The sequence below is a fragment of the Xanthomonas sp. NCPPB 1067 genome (assembly GCF_020783795.1).
In the GTDB taxonomy this organism is placed as follows: Bacteria; Pseudomonadota; Gammaproteobacteria; order Xanthomonadales; family Xanthomonadaceae; genus Xanthomonas; species Xanthomonas melonis.
This window is the reverse complement of record NZ_JAJGQG010000017.1, coordinates 65,545-91,442: the sequence shown is the minus strand read 5'-3', so window position 1 is coordinate 91,442 and position 25,898 is coordinate 65,545. Positions and strand designations below refer to the sequence as shown.

The following is a 25,898-nucleotide window of genomic DNA, read 5'->3' as shown; positions in this document are numbered from 1 at the left end:
AACACAAACAACCCAACGAGTCCGCCATGTCGGCGTGACTCAAACCAAGGGGCCTCCGGGAAAGCCGGGGCGGTTCAATGACGACAACTTCGGAGGTGGACAGAAGCCATCCAGCGCGGTTGAGAACGCAGTGCAGGCGATCGTTGAGACGCTGATGACCACAGCAGCCACCGTGCTTACACGCGCTGATGTTGAGCAGCGCTTGAATGAAGCAGGCAAGTCGAAGCCCGACCGTCACCGCTGGCTCAAAGTCGATGCGTTCTTCGCAGGCCACCCGACTGTCGAGATGTTCAAAGACCCTGCACGGCAAAACCTTGTGACCTACAGACGCAAGACGTAGGCCGGTTGTGTGTGTGTGCCGCCCCTATACCCAAAACGGTTCCCACAACACACACAACTACACAACATACTAGCCCGATTTTTTTTCAGTTGTGTGTGTTGTGGGAGTTGTTGGGCCCAAAGGGGTATAGGCCCCCCCTACACACAACCGGCCTGCATCAGTTCAGCCCGAACGCCAAATCCATAAAACGGTGTTCGGTGGCGGGCAAACGCTGCGCCTGCGCGGGTGTCCGTGCCCTTGTGGTCAGCCTGCATAGCCTATGCGCAGCGACAGCCCACTTTCACTCGGCAGCGCGCGGCAGCATGTGCCCCTTCTCGGTACATGCTTCGAGAGCTTCATGGATGCGAAGCATCTCATTGACGATGGGCGCCATCTCGTAGTGCTTGCCGAGCAGCACGAAGATCAGCGGGTGCGTATAGAACCCCTTGAAGATGTGAAGCGGCACCTCGGATTCGCGAGGAACATACCCCACGTCCTCAGGCACGAATTCGCCGACGTGGTTCTTGGTTAGATATTCGTCAAGGTGCTCGTCGAAATGCTCAATCGCATTTCTTAGGTCGCGCTCTGCAAGCGGGTTGTCGTCCGCGATCCCAAGCGCCTGCCGCAGCCGTCCAGCTCGTGCGACATGCAGGGGCTTGGGCGCTCGGCCCGCCGGAAAGAAATAGCGCGAGATGCAGCCTGCTTGATGGAGGATGTTCTGTAGCTGCTCAAACAGAACTGGTCGGGGAAGCTCCAGCGCTCGCTTGTCGTCCTTCCTCACCAGTTCCAGCCAATCGCTGATGACCTTGATAGAACGCTGAGCCGATGCCGTATGCCACAGCATGCTCTCGATATAGAAGGCCTCATAGGGAGGCCAGATTCCATCAATATCCATTACCCCTCCGCTTTATCTCGTTTCGTTCATCTTACCGGCGAACCATAGCGACGGACGAGCGCAAACGAAAAGCGCCCCGTGCGGGGCGCTTGCGTGCCGAACGATGCTAGAAGGCTACTTCGCGGCAGCGCGCGACAGGCCCATGAACTTGCGCCAGCCGTACAGTTCGATAAGGGCGTTGTTCTCGTTCCAGCCCTTTTCAGCGGCTACCGGCTTCAAGTCCTTTGGCTGCATGTTGCCGTGCTGGTCGAGGTATTCCCACACGGCAGCACATGCGCCACCAGCGCGCGGGCGCTTCACCCCATTGCGTTCCTCGCGCGGCACATTCGGCGCTGTTGCCTGCTTGGGCTTGCTTGTGGTCACCACATGCGCGGCGGCAGGGGCCGCTACGGGCTCGTTTTCGGTAGCGGTCGCCGCTGGGGTATTGGCGGCCCCGTGCGCAGCGCTTGCAGCCGCGTCCTTCGCCTTCCAGCCAAAGCGCACGCCCTCCGCATCCTTGTGAACGGTGATCTCCACCAGCTCCGCGGGCACCCCTGCGGCGATGGCTGCGCGCTTGGCGTTCTCGCGCTTCGTGTAGGTCTTGGCGGTCATGTCGTTGCTCCTGTGCGGGTTGAAGGAGGCACATTGCAAGACAGGTCTCCGACGACCGGCAACGACTTTTTGGATACGTCAAAGCAAAGCGACAAACAGCTTATTTGCTGTTCTTCGTTTGCTCTGGAACTGTAGTGCGTTGTTTTAAAACTGTTTTCCTTGCGGACCTTCGTTGATCTTTCGCAGCATGCAAGCACATGCGCAGCCGCGCCGCGAAATCAAAGGAGTTTCATCATGCCCACGCCGGTTGATATTCGTATCACGCCTTCTCTGCACGCCGACACCTTGAAGGAGGTGGACGGCTACGACGACGAACTTACCGCCCCCATTCTCGCGCCCGCGCTCGAAGCGCTGGACGACGCCTATATCACGCTTGGAAAGCTGCACGACGCACGCGACGCGGCGAAGAAGAATCAAGCATGGACGGAAGGCCAACAAGTGCTGGCCGTATCCGATGCCGCTTGGAAGCAACAGCAGCGCCTTGCCAAGAAGTTGGACAACGTGCGCGTCACGCTGGAAAAGCAGATCGCCCATTTCGAGGGTGAGCTGTCGCAGCCCTTGGAGTCGCGCGCTGCGGTGACGATCTCCGGCGAGGTGCGGAAGTTCGTCAAGGACATGCCGACCGAGAAGCGCCACGAGTTCTTGCGGCAGGCAATCGAGGATGGTGACCACATCACCGCCAGCGCCGTGCTGGGCGCGCCCCCGTACCTGTCCGGCCTCGATGCGAACTTCCAGAAGACCTACACCCGCATGTGGCACGAGCGCAATTCGCCTGATTTGGCGACGAAGCTGAAAGCGGTGCGCGGGGCCAAGGCCGTCATCGAACAGCGTGGCGGGCTGATCTTCAAGGAGGTTGAGAAGGCAATGGGCGCACCGTGGACGCGCGTGCAGGCTCTTCGTGAAGGCAATGACAAGGCTCTGGCCGCGCTCAAGTTCGACGGTCAGTGAGCACCGCTGCTGATCCTCTGCAAACAACAAGAGGTGAAAACATGGCGGAAGTTGAATCGCCTGAATGGATGAAAGGCTTCGTGCCCCAGCCCAACAAGCCGCCGCGTGGCTGGCAACCCGGACAGTCGGGCAACCCGGCAGGTCGTCCGAAGGGCAGCAAGAACCGCAAGACGCAACTCGCCGAGGAGCTGCAAAAGGACGGTTCCGACCTGGCGCGCGTCATCAAGGAAGCTGCGCTGGCGGGCGACACCAGCGCCTTGAACCTATGGGCGCAGCGACTGGAGCCACCGCTGCGCGCACGCGCTGCCACTGTCGAGTCTGAGCTAGACCCTGACAAGCCCTTGCACGAGCAGGCGCAGCAGGTGCTCGCGGCGGTATCCGAAGGGCGCGTCGATCCCGAAACCGGAAGGATGCTGATCGACTGCATTCAGTCGGTCGCGGGCATCCGTGCCGTTGATGAACTGGAAGCGCGCCTCGCCGCGCTGGAGGAAAAACAGGCATGAGTATCGAAGACACCGAATGCATCCCGCAGCACGGCTGGCGGACTGTTCCCTTGAAGGACACACCGCAGGGGCAAGCCGACCTCAAGCTGATTGTGGCCGCCTGCTACGAGGCAATTCTGAAATGCGACGACCCGGCAGTGCGCTGGCAGGCCGCCAAGCTGCTCCAACAGATCGGCCCGCTGAAAGGAACGCTGCAATGAAAAGTGACAACCTCGACCACGAAAACCGACCGATCAAGTACGGCGTCACGCCCGACGAGCTTCGGCAGATTCAACAGCGCCGCGTCGAAGCGCACGCGGAGCAGCAGGCAGCGGACACGCTGAACCTCGCCCGCGCGGTGAAGCTGGGGCAAGCCCTGAAACAACACGAGGAGGCATCACATGGCTGAATGGCAGATCACCAGCACGAAGGACGTGCGCGACCGCGAGCGCTACCAGATTAACCGCGCGGACGAGCGGTACAGCCACCCGATGCGCATCTGCTCCTTGCACCCGTGCGTCCCTGAATATGTCGCGGAAGAAATCATGGCGCTACTCATGAAGCGCATGGAAGACCGACTAGCGGTGCGTCCGGGTCGGCGGGAGCGCTGACCACATGAGCATCGGCAGCGCTAAGGGCATGCTGGCCCGACTCAAGAAGCTGGAACGCTCGGATAGCGCCTCTGACGAGATGCGCCAGTGGGTCGGTGACACCTTCGGCGCAGCCATTGCTGACGGTCGCATGTGCAGCATGGATGGCCCTGTGGTGCTGCGCTGCCTCCTGAACTGGATCAGCGACGGCACCGCTCGCGGCTATGCGGGTGAAGGGACGCTGCGATGAGCGTCGAAGAGCCAGTGTGGTTATCTGCATGGCGCGAGGGCAAACGTGCAGCACCGCGGCCCGCGCCTACTCGTCAGCCCAAGCCGAAGCGCCCACCACCAGCCAAGCCCACAGGGAAGGCGAACTATCAGGGTTTCGTCGAACCTCAGCGCTGGCCACAGGATGACGGCACACGGCGCGAACCCGTGCTTGATATCGACTGCACACCTCCACGCATCGCCCGCTATGTCGGCTGGCGGCGGTGCATGTGCTGCGGCGTGTTGTTCTGGTCGCAGGACGTGCAGCGCTTGCGCCTCTGCCCCGGCGACGGCGTGAGCCGCCTTGGTTGTCGCACGCGGGACGATAGAGACGGAATCTGAAAAGCCGCCCGCCAGTGATTAGTCGTCCTGGTGTCAGCGGTGCCCGGAGATGAGAAGGCCGGGCCGTGCCACAGCATGCCGATGCACGTTAATTAATCGGATGCAGCAGCGGGGTTGCCCATCTCCTGACGCTGCCTTCAACGGGTGCCGCATGGTGCCCGTTGTCGTGGCTGGGGCGGCTACGGGGCGGCACAGGCCGCGATCACCACACTGCCGCCGCTAGGGTACTGGCGGCACCGCTGCGTGGCCTGTAGCTGCGTTCTTGCCGGCAGGCCGGGAACGCCAAACCCTGAATTAGTCGGGCCTGACTGCTGAATGGCTTGCTGCCCTCGTGGTTAGGCCGCATTGAGTTGCAGTGTCTAGCCCATTGGGAGCAGAGCACGTCGCCTGCTACAGGTTCGCCAGAGAAATGGGGTAGCCCTGAGCCGCCATTTCCTTTGCCAGAAGTGGCCCCGCGTCCTTTTGCAGGTTGTCCTTGAACGGGATGTAGAGCAGCCCTTGAATGTCGGACGGGCGCTCCATGTTGTCTTGCTGCTTCATGAGAATGGCAACGTTCTTGCGACCGAGCAGTGTCAACATCATGCCCAGTTCCATCACAACGTTCTGACGCGCACGGAACGCCTTTTCGTCCTCATGTCCCGCACGGTAGCCCTCGTCATCAGGTGTGGCCAGTACCACAGCGAACTTCACCTCCGCCGTGTACTTCTCCAGCTTCTCAATGATGGTCTGCCCCTCGGATGGGAGCTGATCCAAGATCAGCGGCTCAAGCCTCCAGCGGCGAAGCATTGCTTCAAGTTCAGTTCGCGCAGCATTGTCGTGCCCATAGACCACGAACACCTTACTGAGCATCGGCTTGGCAGCAGCGCCATTCTGTGGCGCAGGTGCTGCCGCTGCTTGTGCGGGCGGCACTCCAAGACATGCCTTCACGGCATCTTGATTCCTGCCCTGAACATTGAAATTGCCAGTATGGTAGCTGTTGACAATTGCACCATTCTGCAAACGGAGTTGGGTTCCGCTGCCATTAGGCAGAGCCGATTCCGATGCGACAGCCAAATCACCGGCTTGGAGACAAGCCTTAATCTCATCGAGAGTCATCGCCATTCCTTCTAGGCTCCCCAAATCGCTTTCTTGGCAGCTTCGCTCAGAACGTCCACGACAATATCGCGCACCCCGGATGCTACAGAGTTGCCGACTTTGCCCATTACCTTCTTGAAGCGGAGCGACGCCACCTGTGTCTTTGGACTGTCTTTTGTTAATTCGGTCAGATCGGCGCGGAACTGTGCAAGCTCTTCTGCCGGGAGGTCAGCGCCCACCTCGACAAGCTCAACAGCGCTTGCAATCTTGCGCTCAGTCCATGGGAAGGCATTGCCGCAGTTGTGGCAGAAGGCAGGCGGCTGATAGTCACCGCCGAACCCGAAAACACCTTCGACGTGGTAATCGCCACGAATAGATGCGTTGCACTTCGGGCACTGCATGATGGTCGCATCACCACACTGGGAGCAGAACGCTTCCCGCAGTTCAGGGTTCTGGTCTGCGGCTGTCGTTGCGACATGCCCATTAGGGCAGACCTGTGCGACTCGATAAGTGCCCATAGCGCTCCCTTCGCTAATGTGATGGCGGTGGGTCAGGGATTCGAACCCTGGAAGGGGTCACCCCCTTGCTAGTTTTCAAGACTAGTGCCTTCAACCGCTCGGCCAACCCACCGTATTTCGTGACGTGCTATGAATCTGCTAAACGGCGCCCCATTTGAACACAAGCAGAACACGCTAACACGTTGTTTTTGTTCCAGTTTTAACCAATCCCTAACTGAGAGACCGCCAGCTTTCAAGACCGGTGCCTTAAACCGCTCGGCCATCTCTCCGATGCTGCTGCACGCGACCGCCGAAGGTCTCGGCTGTCGCGCTGGCGGCCCGCATTGCGCGGGTGGCGCCCGACTGTGTCTACACGGACCTCTGTGTGCAGCCACCAGTCCCGGACGGTGGCCGGGCGCGCATTCTCGCATGCCTGGACGCGCTTTGCTTGGTTGTGTGGCGCCTTCCACTGGCGCGGCGTGCTACGACGTCGATGACGGCGGCAACCGCATGCGGCGCTGGCGGGCCACCGCCACCGCGCGCGCATGCGGCCGGGCGGTCGACGCGGGTTGGCCGCCGTTGGCTAGTGGCGTGTCAGCCAGTCCGGCGAGCCGATGTGGCGCTCAGCCCGCCTCGGCCACCACCAGCCGCGGCGCGGTGCCGGCCGCGCGCTTGAGCTTTTCTGCCAGTTCGGCGCAGTTGCCGCCGCAGTCCAGGCGCGAGCGCTGGATTTCCTGCGGCAGACGCTCGGCCAGGAAGTCGATGAACACCCGCACCGCCGGCAGCAGGCCGCGGCGTGAGGCGAACACCGCGTGGCAAATGCCCTGCGGCAGGGACCAATGCGGCAGCACCACTTCCAGTTCGCCGCGGAGCACCGCCTGGGCGCAGACGGTTTCGGGCAGCATGGTGATGCCGAAACCGTCGCGTGCCATCGACTGCAGTAACGGGAAATCGAACCCGGCCAGACGCGGCTGCAGGTCCACACGACGCATTTCGCCGTTGGGGCCATGCAGTTCCCAACGCTGATGTGCCTCGTCTTCGCTGGAGCTCATGGTGGTGTGGTTGGCCAGTTCGCTGGGGTCCTTGGGGCGACCGGCGCGATCCAGATAGCTGGGGCTTGCGACCAGCAGCTCCTGCACCTGGCCGAAGCTGCGCATCACCAGGCTGCCATCGTCGTCCAGGCGCGAACGCACACGCAGCGCGATGTCATAGCCTTCGTTGATGACGTCGACGCGTCGGTTGCTGATGTTGAGCTGCAGCCGCACCTTGGGATACTTGGCCAGGAATTCGGGCAGCAGCTTGGGCAACTGGATCTGTGCGAGCGAAACCGGAACGCTGACACGCACCAGCCCGCGCGGTTCGGCGCTGAGGCGGTCGACCACCTCCCGGGCAGCCTGGGCCTCGGCCAGCATGGTCTGCGCGTGGCGATGCACACTGGTGCCGACATCGGTCACCGCGAAGCGTCGGGTGGAACGTTGCAGCAGGCGCACGCCCAGGTCGGTTTCGAGCTGACTGATGCGGCGGCTCAGACGCGACTTGGGAATACCGAGCGCGCGCTCGGCGGCGGCGAAGCCGCCGTGGTCCACCACCATCGCGAAGTAGTACAGGTCATTCAGGTCGTGCATGGCACTTGCATCCATGGATGGAACGATAAGTGGCATTTAAACAGCTTTATCCCAACTGCGCAACGACATAGCCTGCTCACTTCCGCGGCGCCGCCGCCTGTCATCAGGTTTTCTTCATGAAGCTGCTTCACCTCGATTCCAGCGCGCTGGGCGCCAACTCCATCACCCGCGAACTCAGTGCTGCGGTGGTGGCGCAGCAGCGCCTGCTGCATCCAGGCCTGCAGGTCAGCTACCGGGATCTGGATCTGGAACCGATCGCGCACCTCACCGGCCGCTCGCTGGCGCAGGCCGACCCGGCCGAGGCGGAGGCCGCAGAACAGGTACTGCAGCAATTCCTGGACAGCGACGTCCTCGTGATCGGTGCGCCGATGTACAACCTCGGCGTGCCGTCCACGCTGAAGGCGTGGATCGATCGGATTGCGGTGGCCGGACGCACGTTCCGGTACACCGCCACCGGGCCGGAAGGGTTGGCCGGCGGCAAGCGCGTGGTTATCGCCAGCGCGCGTGGCGGGGTCTACGCCGACGCGAGCAGGGATTTCCAGGAGCCCTACCTGCGCCAGCTGTTCGGGTTCCTGGGCATCGACGACGTCAGCTTCGTCCGCGCAGAAGGCATCGCCTATTCGCCGCAGCATCGCAGCGACGCAATCGCGCAGGCGCTGGCATCGCTGCAGTTGCCGGAACCGGCGGCCGCCTGAGCGGATAGTCCCCGGCCGTAATCGAGCCGGGCCGCTGCCGGAACGACGTGTCCGGGCCAGATCGTCCGCGCCAGCACTGTGGGCACCGTTTCCCGGCTGCATGCGCGCACGAAGCCGCTGCTGGCGCCCGTAAGCGCCGTGCAGGATCACGTCCGTGCAGACAGGAACGGGGCCATCACTGGCCCCGTTCCTGTTCCTTGGCTGTGGTCGACGCGGGGCCTTGCATCGGCCAAGGCGCTGGCCGGTGTTGCAGCATTGCGCCTGTGCGGTGTGGCCGTACACGCTCCCGTACGGCCACGTGGTCAGGCCAACGGCGTCAGCCGATCTTTTCCAGCCCGCCCATGTACGGACGCAGCACCTGCGGCACGTCGATCGATCCATCGGCGTTCTGGTAGTTCTCCATCACCGCGATCATCGCGCGTCCCACTGCCGTGCCCGAGCCATTGAGCGTATGCAGCAGTTCCGGCTTGCCGCTGGCCGGGTTGCGCCAGCGCGCCTGCATGCGCCGGGCCTGGAAATCGCCGCAATTGGAACACGAGGAGATTTCGCGGTAGCTGTTCTGCGAAGGCAGCCAGACCTCCAGATCGTAGGTCTTGGTCGCAGCGAACCCCATGTCGCCGGTGCATAGCAGCACCTTGCGATACGGCAGGCCTAGCCGTTCCAGCACCACCTCGGCACAGCGCGTCATGCGCTGGTGCTCGGCATCGCTGTCTTCCGGCGCGCAGACGCTGACCAGCTCGACCTTCTCGAACTGGTGCTGACGGATCATGCCGCGCGTATCACGGCCGCCGCTGCCGGCTTCGGCGCGGAAGCACAGCGAATGCGCAGTCATGCGCAAGGGCAACCGCTCGGCATCCAGGATCTCGTCGCGCACGCTGTTGGTCAGCGGCACTTCGGAGGTCGGGATGAGATAGCGGCGCGAATCGCCTACCTCGGTCTGGAACAGATCGTCCTCGAATTTGGGCAGCTGACCGGTGCCGCGCATCGAGTCGGCATTGAGCAGCAACGGGACGTTGGTTTCTTCGTAGCCGTGCTCGCCGACGTGCAGATCGAGCATGAACTGCGCCAGCGCTCGGTGCAGGCGCGCGATCGGCCCGCGCAGCACGGTGAAGCGCGCCCCGGACAACTTGGCAGCGGTTTCGCCGTCCAGCCAGCCATGCGGAGCGCCGAGTTCCACATGGTCCTTCACCGCGAAATCGAATGTCCGCGGGGTGCCCCAGCGCGATTGCTCGACATTCTCGGATTCGTCCTTGCCAGGCGGGACATCCGCGGCCGGCAGGTTGGGCAGACCCAGCGCAATGGTTTCCAGCTTGGCGCGGATCAAGTCCAGCGCTTCTTCCGAGGCCTTGAGTTCGTCGCCGAAGCCGGCCACCTCGGCCATCAATGCAGCCACATCCTCGCCCTTGGCCTTGGCCTGCCCGATCGCCTTGGATCTGGAATTGCGCAGGCTCTGCAGTTCCTGCGTGCGTACCTGGATACGCTTGCGCTCGCTCTCCAGCGACTCCAGTTCCGCGGTGTCCAGGGAGAAACTGCGCGTGCTGCGCAGGCGCTCGGCAAGGTCGGCGGGATGTTGGCGAAGCAGGGCCGGATCTAGCATCGGAGGTCCGTGTGTCGGTAGGAAGAGCAGGATTATCGCCTGTTCCGCTACCTGCTGCGATCGATTCACCGGGGCTATGCCAGAATTGCGACGATCCTCCAGGTGAGCCCTATGCCCGCGCCCCGCTCCGCGTCCGATCGCCACATCGTCCTGCGCCTGCCCCGCCACACCCTGAAAATCGCCGGCATCGCCTTCGCTGCGGGACTGTTGCTGTTCCTGCTGGTCTGGGCCACCGGCCGCAAAGGTGACTTCTACAAGGCATCGCCGACACAGCCGAGCGCCGACGCGCCAGCAGGCGAACAGGCCATCCAGCCGTTGCCTGCGCCGTTGCCGGCACAGGACGGCGCCAGCGATATGCCGCAGGCCAAGCATCCGGTAGAAACGCCCACCCTGGTGGAGACCGCGCCACCGGCACCGGCCACGCCGGCGCCACTCCCGGAAGGCGCAGCGCCAGGTGCGCCGGAAGCGGCGGCGCCCTCCAATGCGCCGGTGGCAGGAGGCGACCGACCTGTTCCCGTACAAGGCCAGATGCCGCCACCGCGCTATCCGGCGGCCGCACTGCGCCGTGGCGATGCCGGCGATGTGGTGGTACGCGTGGATGTGGATGCCGCCGGCAACCCGGGCGGCGTGACCCTGGTACAGCGGAGTGGCTCGCGCGATCTCGACCGCGCCGCGATGGAAGCAGTGCGGCATTGGCGCTTTCACCCGGCTCGTCACAATGGCCAGCCCGTGGCCGGCAGTGTCGATATCCCGTTCGAATTCAAGCCGGCGCAGTAGCCGTAATCCAAGCCCGACACCGCACTCTGTGCAAAACCGCAAGCGGATGCGAATGGCTGGGGAAGGCCGGGTTAAGCGCGGCTAACAAAACGACCGCACTCCCCGCCAGGCGGGCGCGGCCGGTGCTCGGAATCGGCATGTACCCCTTGTGCACTGCGGTTCCTCCGCCATCCACACCCGCCTGACGACTGCTCGCTAGTTTTGTTAGCCGCTCTGAATCCCGCCTTTGTGCGACCGAGGTCATTGTTCAGGTTATCGTTAGCTCGGCTAGCTGAACAACGCCCCCACCCGAAGCCCGCAATCTGCCCTCAGCCTTAGCTGCGCCTCAGACACGTCTGGCCAGACTGGACCGGTCATCCCACAGATGCGCCAGGAGGTCGGCCATGTCCTTCACCTCGAATCCTTCGACTCATCGCCCGGCCCTGTCGCGGCAGACGCCGCCTGCGTACGATCGCAGGCGCGTAGAAAGCAACCGCCCGTCCCCGTGGTTATGGGCGACGCTGCTGGCCGTGCTGATCGTCATTCCTGCCTGGTGGTGGGCGCGGCATGGCGACGAGTTCGTGACCGATGCGGCTGTTGCGCCCGTAGCGACCAGGCAGATCCTGCCCAGCGCTGACGGCCCGCGCGCCATGACCATGATCCCGCATCAGCCTGCGCGCGCGCCGCTCCACAGCACGGACGCCATTCCGCTGCCCGGCAATGCCCTGCCCATCTATCCGGCCGACATGGCGCGGGCCGGCATCGAAGGTGGCCGGACCGCACGTTTGCAACTGGATGTGCAGGGCCGGGTGCGTGCGGTGACCATCGTCGAACGCACCGGCAGTGAGGATCCCCGTCTGGACGCCGCGGTGCAGAGCAGGCTGTTGCAGTGGCGCTTCGAGCCGGCTACGCGCGACGGTCGTGCGGTGGCCAGCACCCTGCAGATCCCGGTGGACTTCAGCGCAGAGCGCTGAGCCCGAAGCCTGCCGTCTGCGCCAGTCTGTCGAAATCCGGGAACGACGTGGCGACGTTCGCCACATCGTTGACCTGCACGCTGCCCGTGGACAGCTGACCGGCGATCGCAAACGCCATCGCGATGCGATGGTCGCCATGGCTCTCGATCACGCCGCTACCGATGGCGCCGCCGTGGATGGTCGCGCCATCCGGCGTCTCATCCACCCGTACACCCAGCGTACGTAGCCCGGCCGCCATCGCCGCCAGGCGGTCCGATTCCTTCACCCGCAGTTCGGCGGCGCCACTGACGACGGTGCTTCCCTGCGCAGCCGCCGCCGCGACGAACAAGGCAGGAAACTCGTCGATCATGTCCGGTACCGACGCCTCGGGAATCGACGCGCCCCGCAGCGGCGCGTGGCGCACGCGCAGGTCGGCGACCGGCTCGCCACCATGCTCGGCAGGGTTTTCCTCGGTGATATCGGCGCCCATCAGGCGCAGAGCTGCCAGCAGCCCGGTACGCCGCGGATTCAGGCCCACCGCCCGCAACACCACCTCCGAGCCGGGAATGACGCTGGCGGCGACGATGAAAAATGCCGCAGATGAAAAATCCGCCGGCACCTCGATGTCGGTGGCGCGCAGCCGCTGGCCGCCCCGCAGGCGGGCCTTGCCCGGAGAGAAATCGATTTCCACCCCGAACGCCGACAGCATGCGCTCGGTGTAGTCGCGGGTGGGATGCGGCTCGGTCACCGAGGTTTCGCCCTGTGCGTACAGGCCGGCAAGCAGCACCGCCGATTTGACCTGAGCACTGGCGACCGGCGAAACGAAGTCGATACCCCGCAGCGACTGGCCGCCACGCACCTGCAATGGCGGCGTGCCGTCGTCCTTGGTCTCGATCCGGGCGCCCATCTGTGCCAACGGTTCGGTGACGCGCCGCATCGGGCGCTTCGACAAGGACGCATCGCCCACCAGCACGCTGTCGAAGCGCTGCGCGGCCAGCAGCCCCGCGAGCAACCGCATGCCGGTCCCCGCGTTACCGCAGTCCAGCGCCTCGCCTGGGGCCTGCAGACCATCCACGCCGACCCCATGCACGATGCGCTGCGAGGCCGACGGCGTCTCGATGCGCACGCCCAGCCTGGAGAAAATCGCCGCGGTGGAGCGCGTGTCCTCGCCTTCGAGAAAACCGTCGATCCGTGAAACACCATCGGCGAGCGCGGCGAACATCACCGCGCGATGGGATACCGACTTGTCGCCGGGAATGGTCAGGGTACCGCGCAATGCGCTGCCCTGCTGCGCGATCCAGTGCTGCGTGCTGTTGCTCATGCGAATGATCCGAGTGCTGCGGCACCGCCATGCAGGACGATGCGCCGAAAAAGAAAGGACGGTGCCGGCGCTGCCGGCGCGCCGGTTGCCGTACGCGTGCGGGCGTACGCGCTCAGGGGATGGCCACCGGATACGAGCCCAGCACCTTGATCTGCGCCGAGTGCGCTTTCAGCTCGGCCAGCGCCTGCTGCATCGCCTGGTCTTCCACGTGGCCGACCAGGTCGATGAAGAAGCCATACTCCCACTTGGCCTGATGCGAGGGCCGCGACTCGATGCGATTCATGCTGATGCCGTGCCGCGCGAACGGGCTGAGGACGTCGAACAACGCACCCGGCTTGTCGTGGATGAACACCAGCACCGACGTGCGGTCGTGCCCGGAGGAGGGAAAGATCTGCCGGCCGATCACCAGGAACCGCGTGGTGTTGTCGTCGTCGTCTTCGATCGACTTCATGATGACCTTCTTCAGGCCGTACACGTGCGCCGCACTCTCGCCGCCGATCGCCGCCGCATCCTCGGCATTGCGTGCACGGCGTGCGCCTTCGGCATTGCTGGAGACCGCGATCTTCTCCACCTTGGGCAGATGCGAACGCAGCCAGCCGGCGGTCTGCGCGAAGGATTGCGAATGCGCGTAGATGCGTTCGATGTCCTCCAGCCGGCCGTTGCGCGAGAGCAGGTACTGATGCACACGCAGCTCGACTTCGCCGCAGATCTTGAGGTTGGAGGTCAGGAACATGTCCAGCGTGACCTGGATGGTGCCCTGCCCGGAGTTTTCCACCGGCACCACGCCGAAGTCGGCGTTGCCGGCTTCCACTTCCTGGAATACCTCTTCGATGGTCGCCATCGGCAGGCCGACCGCCGAGCGTCCGAAATGCTTGAGCACGGCCTGCTGGCTGAAGGTGCCTTCCGGGCCCAGGTAACCGATCTTCAGCGGCTCCTGCTGGGCCAGGCACGCCGACATGATTTCGCGGAACACGTGCACCAGTACTTCGTCGCTGAGCGGACCCTCGTTGCGGTCCACCACCATGCGCAACACCTGCGCCTCGCGCTCGGGACGGTAGTAGTCCACCGCGGCGGCCAGCTTGCCCTTGGCCTTGCCGACCTGATGGGCGAAGTTGGCGCGCTCGGCGATCAGCGCCTGGATGGTGCGGTCGATCTCGTCGATCTTGGCCCGCACATCCGCAAGCGCCGGTGCCGCAGGAACGGGCTTGCCGGTCGTGCTGGCCGTCTTGGCCGGCTTGCCGGCCCGGTCGGCGACGGGCGCATTTGCTATGGCCTCGGCGGAGGCTTTCGTCGCTGTGGTCTTGCCGCCGACGGCGGGCCTGGACTTGCTGGATTTGGGTGCCATCGCTGGGCGTTCCTCGAAAAGACGGCGCATGCGCCTGCGCGGCCTGCGCCGCGGTTGACTCTGGGCTCAGCCGTGACGCTGCTGGAAGTCGTGCATGAAGGTCACCAGCGCCTGCGCGCCGGCCACCGGCATGGCGTTGTAGAGCGAGGCACGGATGCCACCCACCGCCTTGTGGCCCTTCAGGGCGAGCAGGCCGGCGGCCTTGGATTCGCTGACGAAGACGGCATCGAGCTGCTCGTTGGGCAGGAAGAACGGGATGTTCATGCGCGAACGCACCGCCGGCTTGACCAGGTTGCGATAGAAACCGCCGGAGCGATCGATCGCCGCGTATACCAGCTTGGCTTTTTCCGCATTGCGCCGCGCGAATTCTTCCACCCCACCCTGCTCCAGCATCCACTTCACGGTCAACCCGAGCAGGTACCAGTTCCAGGTCGGCGGGGTGTTGAGCATCGAATCGCGCGCCAGGTGCGAGGCGTAGTTGAAGATATCCGCGCGCGGCTGGCCGGCACGCTCCAGCAGATCGCGCCGCACGATGATCACCGAAATGCCGACCGGGCCGAGATTCTTCTGCGCACCGGCGTAGATCAGGCCGTAGCGCGACACATCCAACGGTTCGGACGCGATCGAAGAGCTGAAATCGGCGAACAGGGGCAGCGTGCCCACCGCCGGGATGTCGCGAAACTCCACGCCATGGATGGTCTCGTTGGCGGTGATGTGCACATAGGCCGAGTGCGGCGACAAGGTCCAGCTGGCCACCGGCGGAATATCGACGAAGCCTTCGGCCTGCGCATCGGCGGCGATGCGTGCATCCACGTATGGCGCCGCCTGCTTGATCGCGGTCTTGCCCCAGTGCCCGCTGATCACGTAGTCGGCGGCCTGCCCCGGCGCGGCGAAGTTCAGCGGCAGCAGCGCCTGGATGGTGGTCGCCCCGCCGGCGGTGAACAACACCGCGTAGTCGTCGGGAATCGACAACAAGGTGCGCAGGTCGGCTTCGGCAGCGGCCGCCACCGCCATGAAATCGGCGCTGCGGTGGCTGATTTCCACGATCGAGGCGCCGACGCCGTTCCACTCGACCATCTCCGCCTGCGCCTGGCGCAGGACCGATTCCGGCAATGTCGCAGGGCCGGCACTGAAATTGAACGCGCGTGTCATGGCACACCTTGTCGAGCTAGCCTTCTAGTATGCCGCAGCGCATCGCGCTTGGCAGCGGACAAAAAAGTTGCAGCTGCATCCTTTTGACTGAGCCTGACGTAACGTGGTGAACGCGTCGGGACGAACGTCTGTCCCGGTCCGATACTCTGAATGTCGCAGCCACTGCCGGAGCCTGCCATGTCGTTTCGCGATGCCTTCCAACTGCCGTCCCGCGAGATCACCGATGAGTCCGTCTACCGCGAGCGGCGCCGGCTGCTGCAGCTGTTGGCGTTGACGCCGGCACTGGGCGTGGCCGGATGCGCCGACGCCGACCCGCCACCGCCGCCCAAGACCGTGGTGACCCCGGAGCAGGCGCGCAGCGGCTTCCGTACCGCCGAAGAGCTGACCAAGCTGGAGGATGTCACCAGCTACAACAACTTCTACGAGTTCGGCACCGACAAGACCGATCCGTCGAAGGCGGCCAGGACGCTCAAGCTGTCGCCGTGGTCAGTGAAGGTCGGCGGCGAATGCGAAAAGCCCGGCAGCCTGTCGCTGGATGAACTGCTCAAGGGCATCACGCCGGAAGAGCGCATCTACCGGCTGCGCTGCGTGGAAGGCTGGTCGATGGTGATTCCGTGGACTGGCGTGCCGCTGGGCGAGGTGCTCAAGCGCTTTGCGCCGACCTCCAAGGCCAAGTACGTGGCCTTCACTACGCTGGCCGACCCGCAGCAGATGCCGGGCGTGCGCTACCGCTCGATCAACTGGCCGTACCGCGAAGGCCTGCGCATCGACGAAGCAATGCATCCGCTGACCCTGTTGGCCACCGGCCTGTACGGCAAGCCGCTGCCGCAGCAGAATGGTGCGCCGCTGCGGTTGGTGGTGCCGTGGAAGTACGGCTTCAAGAGCATCAAGTCGATCGTGGAGATCCGCTTCGTCGAGAAGATGCCCGAAACCGCCTGGCACGATCTGCAGCCTTCCGAATATGGCTTCTTCTCCAACGTCAATCCGGCCGTGGACCATCCACGCTGGAGCCAGAAGAGCGAGCGCCGCATCGCCGGCACCGCCAGCAAGCTGTTTGCCGAACGGATCGCGACCAAGCCGTTCAACGGCTATGCCGACCAAGTGGCGTCGTTGTATGCGGGCATGGATCTGAAGAAGTGGTTCTAGCCAATAAACAATCCGATATCCACCTGGCGTAGGAACGCACCCGGGCGCGACTGGCATGGCCAACACAGCCAGTCGCGCCCGGGTGCGCTTCCACGCTTGGGCATCGCTTCCTTCTTCGAGATCCCATGGCCAAGACCTCTGCTGGATTGATCGCCGCCAAGACTGCGGTACACCTCGCCGCACTGACGCCGATCGCCTTGCTCGGCTGGCAGTTCTGGCAGGTGTGGCAGACCGGTAGTGACGCGCTGGGCGCCGATCCGGTCGCCGAGATCGAGCACCGCACCGGACTGTGGGCATTACGGATGCTGCTGATTACGCTGGCACTCACACCGTTGCGCCAGTTCACCGGCCAGGCGGTGGTCATCCGCTTCCGCCGCATGCTGGGGTTGTATGCATTCTTCTATGCGAGCGTGCATCTGGCGGTGTACCTGGCCCTGGACCTGCGCGGCTTCTGGACGCAGATCTTCGAAGAGATCCTCAAGCGCCCCTACATCACGGTGGGCTTTGCCGCGTGGCTGCTATTGCTGCCGCTGGCGATCACATCCACCCAGGGCTGGATGCGCCGGCTCAAGCGCAACTGGGGGAGGTTGCACCGGCTGATCTATCCGATCGGCGTGCTGGCGGTGCTGCACTTCTGGTGGCTGGTGAAATCCGACATTCGCGAGCCGGCCCTGTATGCCGGCATCCTGGCACTGCTGCTGGGCTGGCGGGCATGGAAGAAGTTCAGCGCGCGCCGAACCACAGCAAGGCGCTCAGCGCCGCCGCCAGCAGCACCGCGCTGAGCAACAGCCAGGGCCAGCGGGCGACCTTCATCGGCGCACGGGCCGGCTCGGGGACCGCATGCGGCGGTGGCAGCGGCTCCGTCTCGGGCAGATCCCACGTGGTGGCGTGATGGATGCGCGGCACTTCCACCACGAAGCGGTGGCGCGCGTCGAACACGACCTGGTCGCCGGCCTGCAGCCAGCCGTCGCGGACCTGCACGCCATTGATCCAGCTGCCCTCCTCCGAGCCCAGATCGCGGATCAGCACGCGGTCGCCGTGACGTTCCAGGCGCGCGTGCTGGGTGGCGAAGGCCGGGTCGTCGATGACGATGTCTGCTGCGGGGTCGCTGCCGACCAGGCGCGAACGGTCAAGCGTAAAACTGCGTCCGTGATGGCGCCCTCCCAGCCCGCGCAGCAGCAGGCAGACCTCGCTCAGGTCGGCAGCATCCTGCGGCAGATCGTTGCCCGGCGCGCTGGAGGGCGCGCTACGCAGCAGCATCTCCACGCCGTCGGCATAGATCGCGTCACCCGGTCGCAGCAGGGCCATGCGGCGTACCGGACGTCCGTTGACGTGAATGCCGCGGATGCCGTTGGCGACCTGCAACCACAGGCCGCGCTGATCCAGGCAGAACTGCGCCAACAGCAATGCGCCCTGCGCATCGTCCACCACCCGCACGCTGCCGGAGGCATGCCGTACGATCCGGTGGACGCCGGGCTTGAGCGAATGATCCGGCTGCTGCCGGTGGGTGAAATGAACTTGCAGGTCGCGCACCGGTCGCAGCCTAGCAGGTTTGCCAACGACCGCGGCCACTGCCGTACGCGGTGGCTCGAATCGCAGACCGGGCACCGCGATCGGCGGAGGCACGGCAGGCGCCGGTGGTCGAGCGCGCCTGCACTTGGAGCCTGGCGCGCACATGCGCACAATGCGCGCCTCCTTCGACGACGTTCCAGGCCCGCATGTCCAGCATCGATATCCGCCACGATCACTCTCTCACGCCCGCCCAGGCCCGCACGGCGGTCGACGAAGCGGCGCGCAAGCTGTCCGATCGCTACGGTGTCGCCTCGCACTGGGAAGGCGACACCTTGCGCATCGCGCGCGCCGGCGTGGACGGCGCGATCGCCCTGCTGCCGCAGCAGGTGCATGTCACAGCCGAGCTCGGCTTCCTGTTGTCGGCGATGCAACCGATGGTGGAGTCTGAAATTCGCCGTCTGCTGGCGGAAAAACTGGCCTGAGCCGTCGTCGCCGCGCTTCAGCGCCAAGTCACCCGCCCCGGGCAGGATGGGCGGATGCTTGCGGCAGGCCTGCACGGCAGTGCTTCACCTGCCCGATGCAGGGTCGGCACTAGGGTGAACGCAAGGTCACTTTGGCAATCGAGGAGCATCGCATGACGACCGGATACGATCGAAACGCTGGCCGCGACGACGCGGCGCATGGCTTCCAGGCGCAGGCAGAACAGATCTCGCGCCGCCTCGGCGAATCGGCACAGACCGTCTGGCTGGCCGGACTCGGGGCGCTGGGACGGGTGCAGAACGAAGGCAGCAAACTGTTCGACTCGTTGGTGCGCGAGGGCGCGGCCTACGAGCGCAGCGGCCAGCGCAAGGCCGCCAACAGCGTGGACGAGCTGCGCGAGGAGGTGGAAACCCAGTTCGAGCAGGCACGCGACACCGCGGTGCGCGGCTGGGACAAGCTGGGCAAGGCCTTCGATGAGCGCGTCAAGGGCGTGCTGCGCACACTCAACATCCCCGAGCAGGAAGAGCTGGAAAATCTGCGGCGGGAGGTCGAATCGCTGAAGGCCCAGGTACGCGCCAACACCGCCGCAACCAAGCGTGCCAACCGCACTGCCAACCAGGCTGCGCAGGCGGCAAGTGGCGATGCGGCCGGCTCGGCCACGCAGACACCTTCCAGCAATACGCCGCATGCGGGCACTCCTGGCGCGTTCGACGGCGACTAGGCGGCGCCGCGCAGCAAGGTGCGGCCGTCGCTGTGCCCCGGCCCTCAATCCCGGAATGCTGGAGGACCGGTGGCTCGCGGCAAGCGTGGCGAACTGAACCCGCAGCCGATGGCCAGCTGGCTCCGGCGGCCACCATGTTGCAAAGCAACATCTTATTTCGCACAATCGGGGACGACCCGCCAGTCCTGCACCATCGAAGTCCGTTTGCTCCCCTCCCCTCACGGCTTCGGACTGGCGGGTCTTTCGCTGTCTGGATCACGGCTCGCACGATCGCTGCCATGCATCCATTGACGAACGCCGCGCGAACGATTCTTCTAGACGCATCGACTCGTTCTACGCGCCATTCCTTCGCTAGATGTTTACGCCCTCCTGGATTTCGGCGCTCCTGATCGCACTGCTGCTCTGGCTGGCGGTGAGCGCGTATCTCTGGCTGGTGCGACGTCGCGCCGACGAGAACCTGCAGGGAGTCCGCGCACTGGCGGCCATGCACTGGCGCGATTTCGCCGCCGTGGTCCTGCGCGTGCTGCAGGAGCAGCGTGGCTGGCAGCCACTCCAGGTCCCGCGCGATGGCTTGCCCACGGCCGATTTCATGATGCAAACCGACCATGGCACGCGCCTGGTGGCCTGCAAGCACGGCCGCGGCTACCGCATCGGCGTGGCCGCGGTGAACGAGCTGGGTGCAATGGCGCGCCTGGCCGGGGCCGGCGGTGGCGTGATGGTGACCGAGGGCCGGGTGGAGCGCGCAGGCCTGGCCGCTGCGGAAAAACAGTCCGTCGAAGTGCTGGATGGCATGCGCCTGTGGCCGCTGCTCAAGCCGTACCTGCCGGGCAATGTGGAAGCCGGCGTGGTGGGCATGGCCAGGCGCCGCGCGCTGCGTCATAGCCTCATCGCCGGCGCCGCGCTCGCGACGCTGGCGGTGGTGACCGTGCTGGCGGTCCGTCCTCCGGAGCTGCCGGCTCCTACGGGCCGCGCGTCCACCCCGGTCGCGGCGCCGCAGCCCGCGCGCCCGACACCACCCGCACCGGGCGGGCAAGCAGCGCAGCCGGTGCCAGCGGTCGTACAGCCCGAGGCCGGCAGCGAACCGGACGAGGCAACCCTGCAGGGCTACCGACGCGATGTTTCCAAGGCGTTGGCAAAGACCCCGGGGCTGGTACGCGGTATCTGGATCAGCCAGGCGACGCTGGCGGTGGATCGCACGGTGGATGACGGTACGGCCTGGCCGTTGATCTGCAACGAACTCAAACGCCATCCCTACCTGCGCACCGTACGCGTGCAACTCAATCCGCGACCGGGCACCGCCGAACCGGTACGCTGGCGGCAATGCGCCACGATGTGATTCGGTAGGCTTGACCGTCTGCCTCGCGCCGGCCGTCGTTGCCGCGCTGTCCCCTCACGATGATGGCAGAGCGGACGGCAGACGAATCCGGCTGCGGCCCGCACGATGCAGCGATACGCAGTTCCGCAGAAGCGCTCCGCTTCAGCGCATTCCCGGCGCGAACCGCGCCACCAGATCGTAGGAACCGCCCAGGAACCATTGCCGCACATAGGTGACGGGTTGGTCGCCGCGCCAGGTATGGCGATCGATGAGCAGGCAGGCCGCGCCCTCTTCCACCTGCAAGCGTTCGGCCTGTGCGGCATCGGCGTTGACGGCACTGATGCGGTGTTCGGCGCGCGTCCAGGGAACGTTGCGCAACAGCCAGCTGCCGGGTGCGAGATCGGTGAACGACTGTTGGAGTGCGTCGGGCACGGTGGTGATATCGATCACGCGCTGTTCCAGGGCGAACGGGCTGCCGTCGGCCAGATGCACGCTGTCCAACGCCAGCAGCTTTCCGGTGCTGCCCATCGCCCGCTCCTGCGGCACGCGCTGGCGTGCATTGCGCAAGCGCCGCGCCAGCAACGAGAACGTGTAGACATGCCCGCGCGCGGTCATTTCCACCTGGATGTCGGGAATGGACAGCGCCACCTGCTCCAGATGCGGGTGCGGTCGCGCCACGAACGAGCCGGTGCGGCGGCGACGTTCGATCATGCCGGCATCGGCCAGCAGCCCGAGCACCTTGTTGACGGTCATGCGCGAACATCCGTAGCGCGCCATCAGCTCGTGTTCGGGCGGAATGCGGTGGCCGGGCGGCCAGTCGCCGCTATGGATCCGCTGCTCCAGATCCTGCCGGATGCGTTGATGCAAGGTGCCGGGCGCGGCGGTGAGGGAAGCGGCCAATGCGGGAGATCTCCAATCCAGACCTGCATTGTGCGCGCATTCGCTCAGTTGGCCAGTAACCCGCGCAACGCCGTGGAAAAACGCGCTGCGATACGGGCGCGGTCCACATGCCGGCCGTCGCGCACCACGCAGCGGCCGCCGCGCCAGACGGTACGCACCGCGGTGTCGCGGGCGGCGAACAGCCAGCTGTCCAGCAGCGCGTCGCCGCTACGCGCCAGCAGGGCCGGATGCGTAGCGTCCAGCTCCAGCAGATCGGCGCTCGCACCGGGGCGGATGCCGTGCGGCATGCCCAAGGCCTGCGCAGCACCCGCACCGGCCTGCTCGAACAGCCAGCGGCCACTGGACATGCCGGCGGGCGCCAGCACGTTGCGCGCCTGCAGTGTCAGCCGCTGGCCGTATTCGAGCAGGCGCAGTTCCTCGGCCGCGGCGATCAACACGTTCGAGTCCGAACCCACCCCGAAGCGGCCGCCGGCCGCCGCGAACGCCTGCAGCGGAAAGATTCCGTCGCCCAGATTGGCCTCGGTGATCGGGCACAGCCCGACCACGGCACCGCAGGCAGCCATCGCCTGCACCTCGCTCGCCAGGACATGGGTGGCATGCACCAGGCACCAACGCACATCCACCGCCGCATGCTCCAGCAGCCACTGCACCGGGCGCTGACCCGACCAGGCCAGACAGGCATCGACCTCGCGCTGCTGCTCGGCGATATGGATGTGGATAGGCCCATCGGTGAGCGGCAGCAGCGCAGCCAGTTGCGACGGCGTGACCGCGCGCAGGCTGTGCGGGGCAAGCCCCAGCACCGCGTCCGACAGGCGCTTGAGACATTGCGTGCAATCGTCCAGCAAGCGGGCGAAGCCGTCGAGGTCATGAATCAACCGCCGCTGCGCCACACTCGGCGCCGCGCCGCCGAAGTCCGAATGCGCATAGAACACCGGCAGCAAGGTCAGGCCGATGCCGGTGTTGGCGGCCGCGGCGGCGATGCGTGCGGACATCTCGCCGGCATGCGCGTACGCAGCGCCATCGCCGGCGTGGTGCAGATAATGGAATTCGCCGACCCGGGTGAAGCCGCTTTCGAGCATCTCCACGTAGGCCTGTTCGGCGATCGCCTGCAGGCTGTCCGGATCCAGCCGGTCGACGAAGCGGTACATCAGCTCGCGCCAGCTCCAGAAGCTGTCGCCGCTGCGCCCTCCCACCTCGGTCAGGCCGGCCATACCGCGCTGGAACGCGTGGCTGTGCAGGTTGCCCAGCCCCGGCAGCAGTACCTGACACCGGGTATCGGTGGCGGCCGGTGGCGTCTGCGGCTGTACCGACACCACGCGCCCGTGCGCCAACGTGAGCCTGACCTGGTCGGCCCAGCCGTCGGGCAACAGGGCCCGGGCAGCCCATAACACCTGCGCGTGCGCTTGCTGATCTGCCACTGGACACCTCCGATGGACGACTCTATTGTATATACATATCAGACAGCACACACCTACGCCATGCAGTGCGACGTTCTCTGGCACAACGCGCAGTTGATGACCCTGGATGGCGCCGACGGCGGCCTGGGCGCGGTGCCCGACGGCGTGGTCGCATGCGCGCAAGGCCGCATCGTGTATGCAGGCCCGGCCGCACGGGCACCGGCCCTGCAACCCCACACCACGTACAATTGCGGGCGCCGTTGGATCAGCCCGGGCCTGATCGATTGCCACACCCACCTGGTGTACGCCGGCAATCGTGCCAACGAATTCGAGCAACGCCTGCGTGGCGCCAGCTATGCGCAGATCGCCGCGGCCGGCGGCGGCATCGTGGCCACGGTGCGCGCCACCCGCGCGGCCGACGATGCAGCGCTGCTCGCATCCAGCCTGCCGCGCCTGGATGCGATGCTCGCCGAAGGCGTGACCACGCTGGAGATCAAGTCCGGCTACGGCCTCACCCTGGAAGACGAAACCAAGCAGCTGCGCGTGGCGCGGCAATTCGCCACCCTGCGCCAGGTCGAGGTGGTGCCCACCTTTCTCGGCGCGCATGCGGTGCCGCCGGAGAGCGATGCGCAGGCCTACATCGCATCGGTCTGTACCCAGATGATCCCGACGATCGCCGCGCAGGGGCTGGCCGAAGCGGTGGATGTGTTCTGCGAGCATCTGGCGTTCTCTCCGGCGCAGGCCGAACAGGTCTTCATGGCCGCAAAGGCGCACGGACTGCAGGTCAAGATCCATGCCGAGCAATTGAGCAACCAGCATGGCGCCGAACTGGCCGCGCGTTACGGCGCGTTGTCGGCCGACCACATCGAATACCTGGACCAGGCCGGTGTCGCGGCGATGGCCAGCGCCGGCACGGTCGCCGTGCTGTTGCCGGGTGCGTTCTATTTCACCCGCGATACCCAGCTGCCACCGATCGCGGCGCTGCGCGCGGCCGGCGTGCCGCTGGCGCTGGCCACCGACTGCAACCCGGGCACCTCGCCACTGACCAGCCCGTTGCTGGCGATGAACATGGCAGCCACGTTGTTCCGCATGACGGTGGACGAATGCATCGCCGGCTTCACCCGCGAAGCGGCGCGTGCGCTGGGCCGCAGCACGCGGCTGGGCCGGCTGCGCGCCGGCATGGACTGCGATCTGGCGATCTGGAACATCGATGCGCCGGCCGACCTGGTCTACCGCATGGGCTTCAACCCTCTTCATGCCCGCGTCTGGCGCGGGCGTCCGACCTGATGCGTTCTGGAGTCGTCATGAGTGCTTCCGTTGTTCTGCAACCCGGTGCGGTCACGCTGGCGCAGTGGCGTGCGTTGTATCGCGGTGCCGATGCGGCCCTGGACCCGGCATGCGCGGCCGCGGTGCTGCGCAGCGCGCAGACGGTCGAGGCGATCGTTGCGCGCGGCGAACCCGTCTACGGCGTCAATACCGGCTTCGGCAAGCTGGCCAGCGTGCGCATCGAGCGCGAAGACCTGCAGACCCTGCAGCGCAATATCGTGCTGTCGCATGCCGCCGGGGTCGGCGCCCCCACGCCGGTGCCGGTGGTGCGGCTGATGATTGCGCTCAAGCTCACCAGCCTGGCGCAGGGCGCTTCCGGCGTGCAGCCGGAAACCTTGGCCCTGCTGGAAGCACTGCTGCGCGGTGGCATCACGCCGGTGGTGCCCTGCCAGGGCTCGGTCGGCGCCTCCGGCGACCTGGCGCCGCTGTCGCATCTGGCAACGCTGATGATCGGCGTCGGCGAGGCGTTCGTGGATGGACAGCGGCTGCCGGCGGCAGACGCCCTGGCGCAGGCCGGGCTGCAACCGCGTGTGCTCGGTGCCAAGGAAGGGCTGGCGCTGCTCAACGGGACGCAATTCTCCACTGCCTGCGCGCTGGCCGGCCTGTTCGAGATCGAAACCGTCTTGCAGGCGGCACTGGTCGCCGGCGCATTGTCGGTGGAGGCGGCCAAGGGCTCGGACACGCCCTTCGACGCGCGCATCCACGCCTTGCGCCGGCAGCCGGGACAGATCGCCATCGCAGCGGCGTTGCGCGCCTTGATGGCCGATTCGGCCATCCGCGAATCGCATCGGCTCGGCGATGTGCGCGTGCAGGATCCGTACTGCCTGCGTTGCCAGCCGCAGGTGATGGGCGCTGCGCTGGATGTGATGCGACAGGCCGCGCGCACCCTGGAGATCGAGGCCAATGGCGTGTCCGACAATCCGCTGGTCTTCAGCGACACCGGCGAGGCACTGTCCGGCGGCAACTTCCATGCCGAGCCAGTGGCCTTCGCAGCCGATATGCTGGCAATGGCGGTATGCGAAATCGGCTCGATCAGCGAGCGCCGTACCGCCATGCTGGTGGATCCGGCCTTGTCCGGCCTGCCCGCCTTCCTCACCCCGCGCCCCGGCCTGAACTCGGGCTTCATGATTCCGCAGGTCACAGCGGCGGCGCTGGTATCGGAAAACAAGCAGCGCGCCTATCCGGCCAGCGTGGATTCGATTCCGACCTCGGCCAATCAGGAAGATCATGTGTCGATGGCCGCGCACGGCGCGCGTCGCCTGCTGGCGATGGCCGAAAATGCTGCGCACGTGATCGGCATCGAGCTGCTGGCGGCCGTACAGGGCTGCGATTTCCATGCACCGCTGCGCTCCAGTACCGCGCTGGAAGCCGCACGCGCGCTGCTGCGCGCCCAGGTGCCGACACTGCAGGACGACCGCTACTTCCATCCCGACATGCTGGCGGCCTGCGCATTGGTGCGTTCGGGTGCGTTGGCGCAGGTGGTGGCGATCGCATTGCCGGGTGTGGAGCAGGACGCATGAATCGCCAGCTCATCCGAGGCGAGGCGATGTCTGCATTCCCGCAGCTGCAGATCGCGTCTGCCGCGGTACTTCCCTGCGTATACACCTGCGACGAAGCGGTATCGCGCGTGCGAGGTGATCGCACCGCTCCGC

Annotated in this window: 29 protein-coding genes, 1 tRNA gene and 1 other RNA gene; 18 read left to right on the top strand and 13 right to left on the bottom strand. The window is 65.6% G+C overall.

The annotated features are described in order from the left end of the window. The coding region (locus LL962_RS13800) for a hypothetical protein (RefSeq protein WP_228317321.1) at nucleotides 1-340 on the top strand (340 nt) is incomplete at its 5' end. A gap of 280 nt (nucleotides 341-620) precedes the next feature. On the opposite strand, the gene LL962_RS13795 is transcribed toward LL962_RS13800, so the two are convergent. Both LL962_RS13795 and LL962_RS13790 read right to left on the bottom strand, forming a co-directional pair. After that, nucleotides 621-1,214, bottom strand: coding sequence for a hypothetical protein (locus LL962_RS13795; RefSeq protein ID WP_228317320.1), 594 nt, complete (start codon nucleotides 1,212-1,214; stop codon nucleotides 621-623). 114 nt (nucleotides 1,215-1,328) lie between these two features. Further along, nucleotides 1,329-1,805 carry a hypothetical protein gene (locus LL962_RS13790; protein WP_228317319.1) on the bottom strand — a complete coding sequence of 159 codons (477 nt, stop codon included), beginning with the start codon at nucleotides 1,803-1,805 and terminating at the stop codon, nucleotides 1,329-1,331. 234 nt (nucleotides 1,806-2,039) lie between these two features. On the opposite strand from LL962_RS13790, the gene LL962_RS13785 reads away from it, so the two are divergent. Genes LL962_RS13785 through LL962_RS13760 form a run of 6 tightly spaced genes read left to right on the top strand, consistent with a single transcriptional unit; the run spans nucleotide 2,040 to nucleotide 4,075 of the window. Continuing rightward, nucleotides 2,040-2,753 (top strand): hypothetical protein, encoded by a 714-nt coding sequence (locus tag LL962_RS13785; protein WP_228317318.1) that lies wholly within the window; start codon nucleotides 2,040-2,042, stop codon nucleotides 2,751-2,753. Between the two features lie 41 nt (nucleotides 2,754-2,794). Continuing rightward, nucleotides 2,795-3,256, top strand: a complete 462-nt coding sequence (locus LL962_RS13780) for a DUF5681 domain-containing protein (RefSeq protein WP_228317317.1) — start codon at nucleotides 2,795-2,797, stop codon at nucleotides 3,254-3,256. After that, a complete protein-coding gene (locus LL962_RS13775) occupies nucleotides 3,253-3,456 on the top strand; it encodes a hypothetical protein (RefSeq protein ID WP_228317316.1) in 204 nt (67 codons plus the stop codon). Before LL962_RS13780 ends, LL962_RS13775 begins: the two co-directional genes overlap by 4 nt. Beyond that, complete coding sequence (locus tag LL962_RS13770; protein ID WP_228317315.1) at nucleotides 3,453-3,644, top strand: hypothetical protein; 192 nt, start codon at nucleotides 3,453-3,455, stop codon at nucleotides 3,642-3,644. Before LL962_RS13775 ends, LL962_RS13770 begins: the two co-directional genes overlap by 4 nt. Continuing rightward, nucleotides 3,637-3,846, top strand: a complete 210-nt coding sequence (locus LL962_RS13765; RefSeq protein WP_228317314.1) for a hypothetical protein — start codon at nucleotides 3,637-3,639, stop codon at nucleotides 3,844-3,846. Before LL962_RS13770 ends, LL962_RS13765 begins: the two co-directional genes overlap by 8 nt. 4 nt (nucleotides 3,847-3,850) lie before the next feature. Beyond that, complete coding sequence (locus tag LL962_RS13760; protein ID WP_073354709.1) at nucleotides 3,851-4,075, top strand: hypothetical protein; 225 nt, start codon at nucleotides 3,851-3,853, stop codon at nucleotides 4,073-4,075. Nucleotides 4,076-4,824: 749 nt separating this feature from the next. Here LL962_RS13760 and LL962_RS13755 read toward each other — a convergent pair. From LL962_RS13755 to LL962_RS13740, 4 genes are all read right to left on the bottom strand, one after another. Further along, nucleotides 4,825-5,529, bottom strand: a complete 705-nt coding sequence (locus LL962_RS13755; RefSeq protein WP_228317313.1) for a TIR domain-containing protein — start codon at nucleotides 5,527-5,529, stop codon at nucleotides 4,825-4,827. Nucleotides 5,530-5,540: 11 nt separating this feature from the next. Then, a complete protein-coding gene (locus tag LL962_RS13750; RefSeq protein WP_228317312.1) occupies nucleotides 5,541-6,026 on the bottom strand; it encodes a DUF2321 domain-containing protein in 486 nt (161 codons plus the stop codon). Nucleotides 6,027-6,048: 22 nt separating this feature from the next. Then, nucleotides 6,049-6,138 (bottom strand) — tRNA-Ser (locus LL962_RS13745). Nucleotides 6,139-6,628: 490 nt separating this feature from the next. Next, on the bottom strand, nucleotides 6,629-7,645 hold the full coding sequence (locus LL962_RS13740; protein WP_104587850.1) for a LysR family transcriptional regulator: 1,017 nt from the start codon (nucleotides 7,643-7,645) through the stop codon (nucleotides 6,629-6,631). Nucleotides 7,646-7,746: 101 nt separating this feature from the next. Here LL962_RS13740 and LL962_RS13735 point away from each other — a divergent pair, with 101 nt between their 5' ends. Then, on the top strand, nucleotides 7,747-8,325 hold the full coding sequence (locus tag LL962_RS13735) for an FMN-dependent NADH-azoreductase (RefSeq protein WP_228317311.1): 579 nt from the start codon (nucleotides 7,747-7,749) through the stop codon (nucleotides 8,323-8,325). A 316-nt stretch (nucleotides 8,326-8,641) separates the two neighbouring features. On the opposite strand, the gene serS is transcribed toward LL962_RS13735, so the two are convergent. Further along, nucleotides 8,642-9,922, bottom strand: a complete 1,281-nt coding sequence (serS, locus tag LL962_RS13730; protein WP_228317310.1) for a serine--tRNA ligase — start codon at nucleotides 9,920-9,922, stop codon at nucleotides 8,642-8,644. Between the two features lie 111 nt (nucleotides 9,923-10,033). Between serS and LL962_RS13725 the strand changes: the two genes are divergently transcribed. The 3 genes from LL962_RS13725 to LL962_RS13715 all read left to right on the top strand — a co-directional run bounded on the left by LL962_RS13725 (nucleotide 10,034) and on the right by LL962_RS13715 (nucleotide 11,652). Next, a complete protein-coding gene (locus LL962_RS13725; RefSeq protein ID WP_228317309.1) occupies nucleotides 10,034-10,699 on the top strand; it encodes an energy transducer TonB in 666 nt (221 codons plus the stop codon). Between the two features lie 137 nt (nucleotides 10,700-10,836). Continuing rightward, a non-coding RNA gene (locus LL962_RS13720) (sX9 sRNA) lies at nucleotides 10,837-10,909 on the top strand. A gap of 173 nt (nucleotides 10,910-11,082) precedes the next feature. After that, nucleotides 11,083-11,652 carry an energy transducer TonB gene (locus LL962_RS13715; RefSeq protein ID WP_228317308.1) on the top strand — a complete coding sequence of 190 codons (570 nt, stop codon included), beginning with the start codon at nucleotides 11,083-11,085 and terminating at the stop codon, nucleotides 11,650-11,652. Here LL962_RS13715 and aroA read toward each other — a convergent pair. The 3 genes from aroA to serC all read right to left on the bottom strand — a co-directional run bounded on the left by aroA (nucleotide 11,636) and on the right by serC (nucleotide 15,449). After that, nucleotides 11,636-12,952, bottom strand: a complete 1,317-nt coding sequence (gene aroA, locus LL962_RS13710; protein ID WP_228317307.1) for a 3-phosphoshikimate 1-carboxyvinyltransferase — start codon at nucleotides 12,950-12,952, stop codon at nucleotides 11,636-11,638. The two genes, LL962_RS13715 and aroA, sit on opposite strands and share 17 nt — an antisense overlap. Nucleotides 12,953-13,064: 112 nt before the next feature. After that, nucleotides 13,065-14,297: a prephenate dehydratase gene (gene pheA, locus LL962_RS13705; protein WP_228317306.1), complete on the bottom strand. Its 1,233-nt coding sequence runs from the start codon at nucleotides 14,295-14,297 to the stop codon at nucleotides 13,065-13,067. 66 nt (nucleotides 14,298-14,363) lie between these two features. Beyond that, the gene (gene serC, locus LL962_RS13700; protein ID WP_228317305.1) at nucleotides 14,364-15,449 is read right to left on the bottom strand and encodes a 3-phosphoserine/phosphohydroxythreonine transaminase; all 1,086 of its coding nucleotides are present in this window, start codon (nucleotides 15,447-15,449) and stop codon (nucleotides 14,364-14,366) included. Nucleotides 15,450-15,626: 177 nt separating this feature from the next. Here serC and msrP point away from each other — a divergent pair, with 177 nt between their 5' ends. Both msrP and msrQ read left to right on the top strand, forming a co-directional pair. Beyond that, the gene (gene msrP, locus LL962_RS13695) at nucleotides 15,627-16,595 is read left to right on the top strand and encodes a protein-methionine-sulfoxide reductase catalytic subunit MsrP (RefSeq protein WP_228317304.1); all 969 of its coding nucleotides are present in this window, start codon (nucleotides 15,627-15,629) and stop codon (nucleotides 16,593-16,595) included. Between the two features lie 125 nt (nucleotides 16,596-16,720). Next, on the top strand, nucleotides 16,721-17,377 hold the full coding sequence (msrQ, locus tag LL962_RS13690) for a protein-methionine-sulfoxide reductase heme-binding subunit MsrQ (RefSeq protein WP_228317303.1): 657 nt from the start codon (nucleotides 16,721-16,723) through the stop codon (nucleotides 17,375-17,377). Here msrQ and LL962_RS13685 read toward each other — a convergent pair. Next, nucleotides 17,319-18,128 carry an FHA domain-containing protein gene (locus LL962_RS13685; protein ID WP_228317302.1) on the bottom strand — a complete coding sequence of 270 codons (810 nt, stop codon included), beginning with the start codon at nucleotides 18,126-18,128 and terminating at the stop codon, nucleotides 17,319-17,321. The genes msrQ and LL962_RS13685 overlap by 59 nt on opposite strands. Nucleotides 18,129-18,313: 185 nt before the next feature. Here LL962_RS13685 and LL962_RS13680 point away from each other — a divergent pair, with 185 nt between their 5' ends. The 3 genes from LL962_RS13680 to LL962_RS13670 all read left to right on the top strand — a co-directional run bounded on the left by LL962_RS13680 (nucleotide 18,314) and on the right by LL962_RS13670 (nucleotide 20,644). Continuing rightward, on the top strand, nucleotides 18,314-18,589 hold the full coding sequence (locus LL962_RS13680; RefSeq protein ID WP_104587861.1) for a polyhydroxyalkanoic acid system family protein: 276 nt from the start codon (nucleotides 18,314-18,316) through the stop codon (nucleotides 18,587-18,589). Between the two features lie 152 nt (nucleotides 18,590-18,741). Continuing rightward, nucleotides 18,742-19,308: a phasin family protein gene (locus tag LL962_RS13675; protein ID WP_228317301.1), complete on the top strand. Its 567-nt coding sequence runs from the start codon at nucleotides 18,742-18,744 to the stop codon at nucleotides 19,306-19,308. A gap of 355 nt (nucleotides 19,309-19,663) precedes the next feature. Continuing rightward, on the top strand, nucleotides 19,664-20,644 hold the full coding sequence (locus LL962_RS13670; protein ID WP_228317300.1) for a restriction endonuclease: 981 nt from the start codon (nucleotides 19,664-19,666) through the stop codon (nucleotides 20,642-20,644). 141 nt (nucleotides 20,645-20,785) lie between these two features. Here the strand turns inward: LL962_RS13670 and hutC are convergent, their stop codons facing one another. Beyond that, nucleotides 20,786-21,544: a histidine utilization repressor gene (hutC, locus tag LL962_RS13665; protein WP_425509892.1), complete on the bottom strand. Its 759-nt coding sequence runs from the start codon at nucleotides 21,542-21,544 to the stop codon at nucleotides 20,786-20,788. A gap of 23 nt (nucleotides 21,545-21,567) precedes the next feature. Continuing rightward, nucleotides 21,568-22,941, bottom strand: coding sequence for a formimidoylglutamate deiminase (locus LL962_RS13660; protein WP_228317298.1), 1,374 nt, complete (start codon nucleotides 22,939-22,941; stop codon nucleotides 21,568-21,570). A gap of 60 nt (nucleotides 22,942-23,001) precedes the next feature. Between LL962_RS13660 and hutI the strand changes: the two genes are divergently transcribed. Then, complete coding sequence (hutI, locus tag LL962_RS13655; protein WP_228317324.1) at nucleotides 23,002-24,207, top strand: imidazolonepropionase; 1,206 nt, start codon at nucleotides 23,002-23,004, stop codon at nucleotides 24,205-24,207. A 17-nt stretch (nucleotides 24,208-24,224) separates the two neighbouring features. Then, complete coding sequence (gene hutH, locus LL962_RS13650) at nucleotides 24,225-25,766, top strand: histidine ammonia-lyase (RefSeq protein WP_228317297.1); 1,542 nt, start codon at nucleotides 24,225-24,227, stop codon at nucleotides 25,764-25,766. Nucleotides 25,767-25,898: the final 132 nt, after the last annotated feature.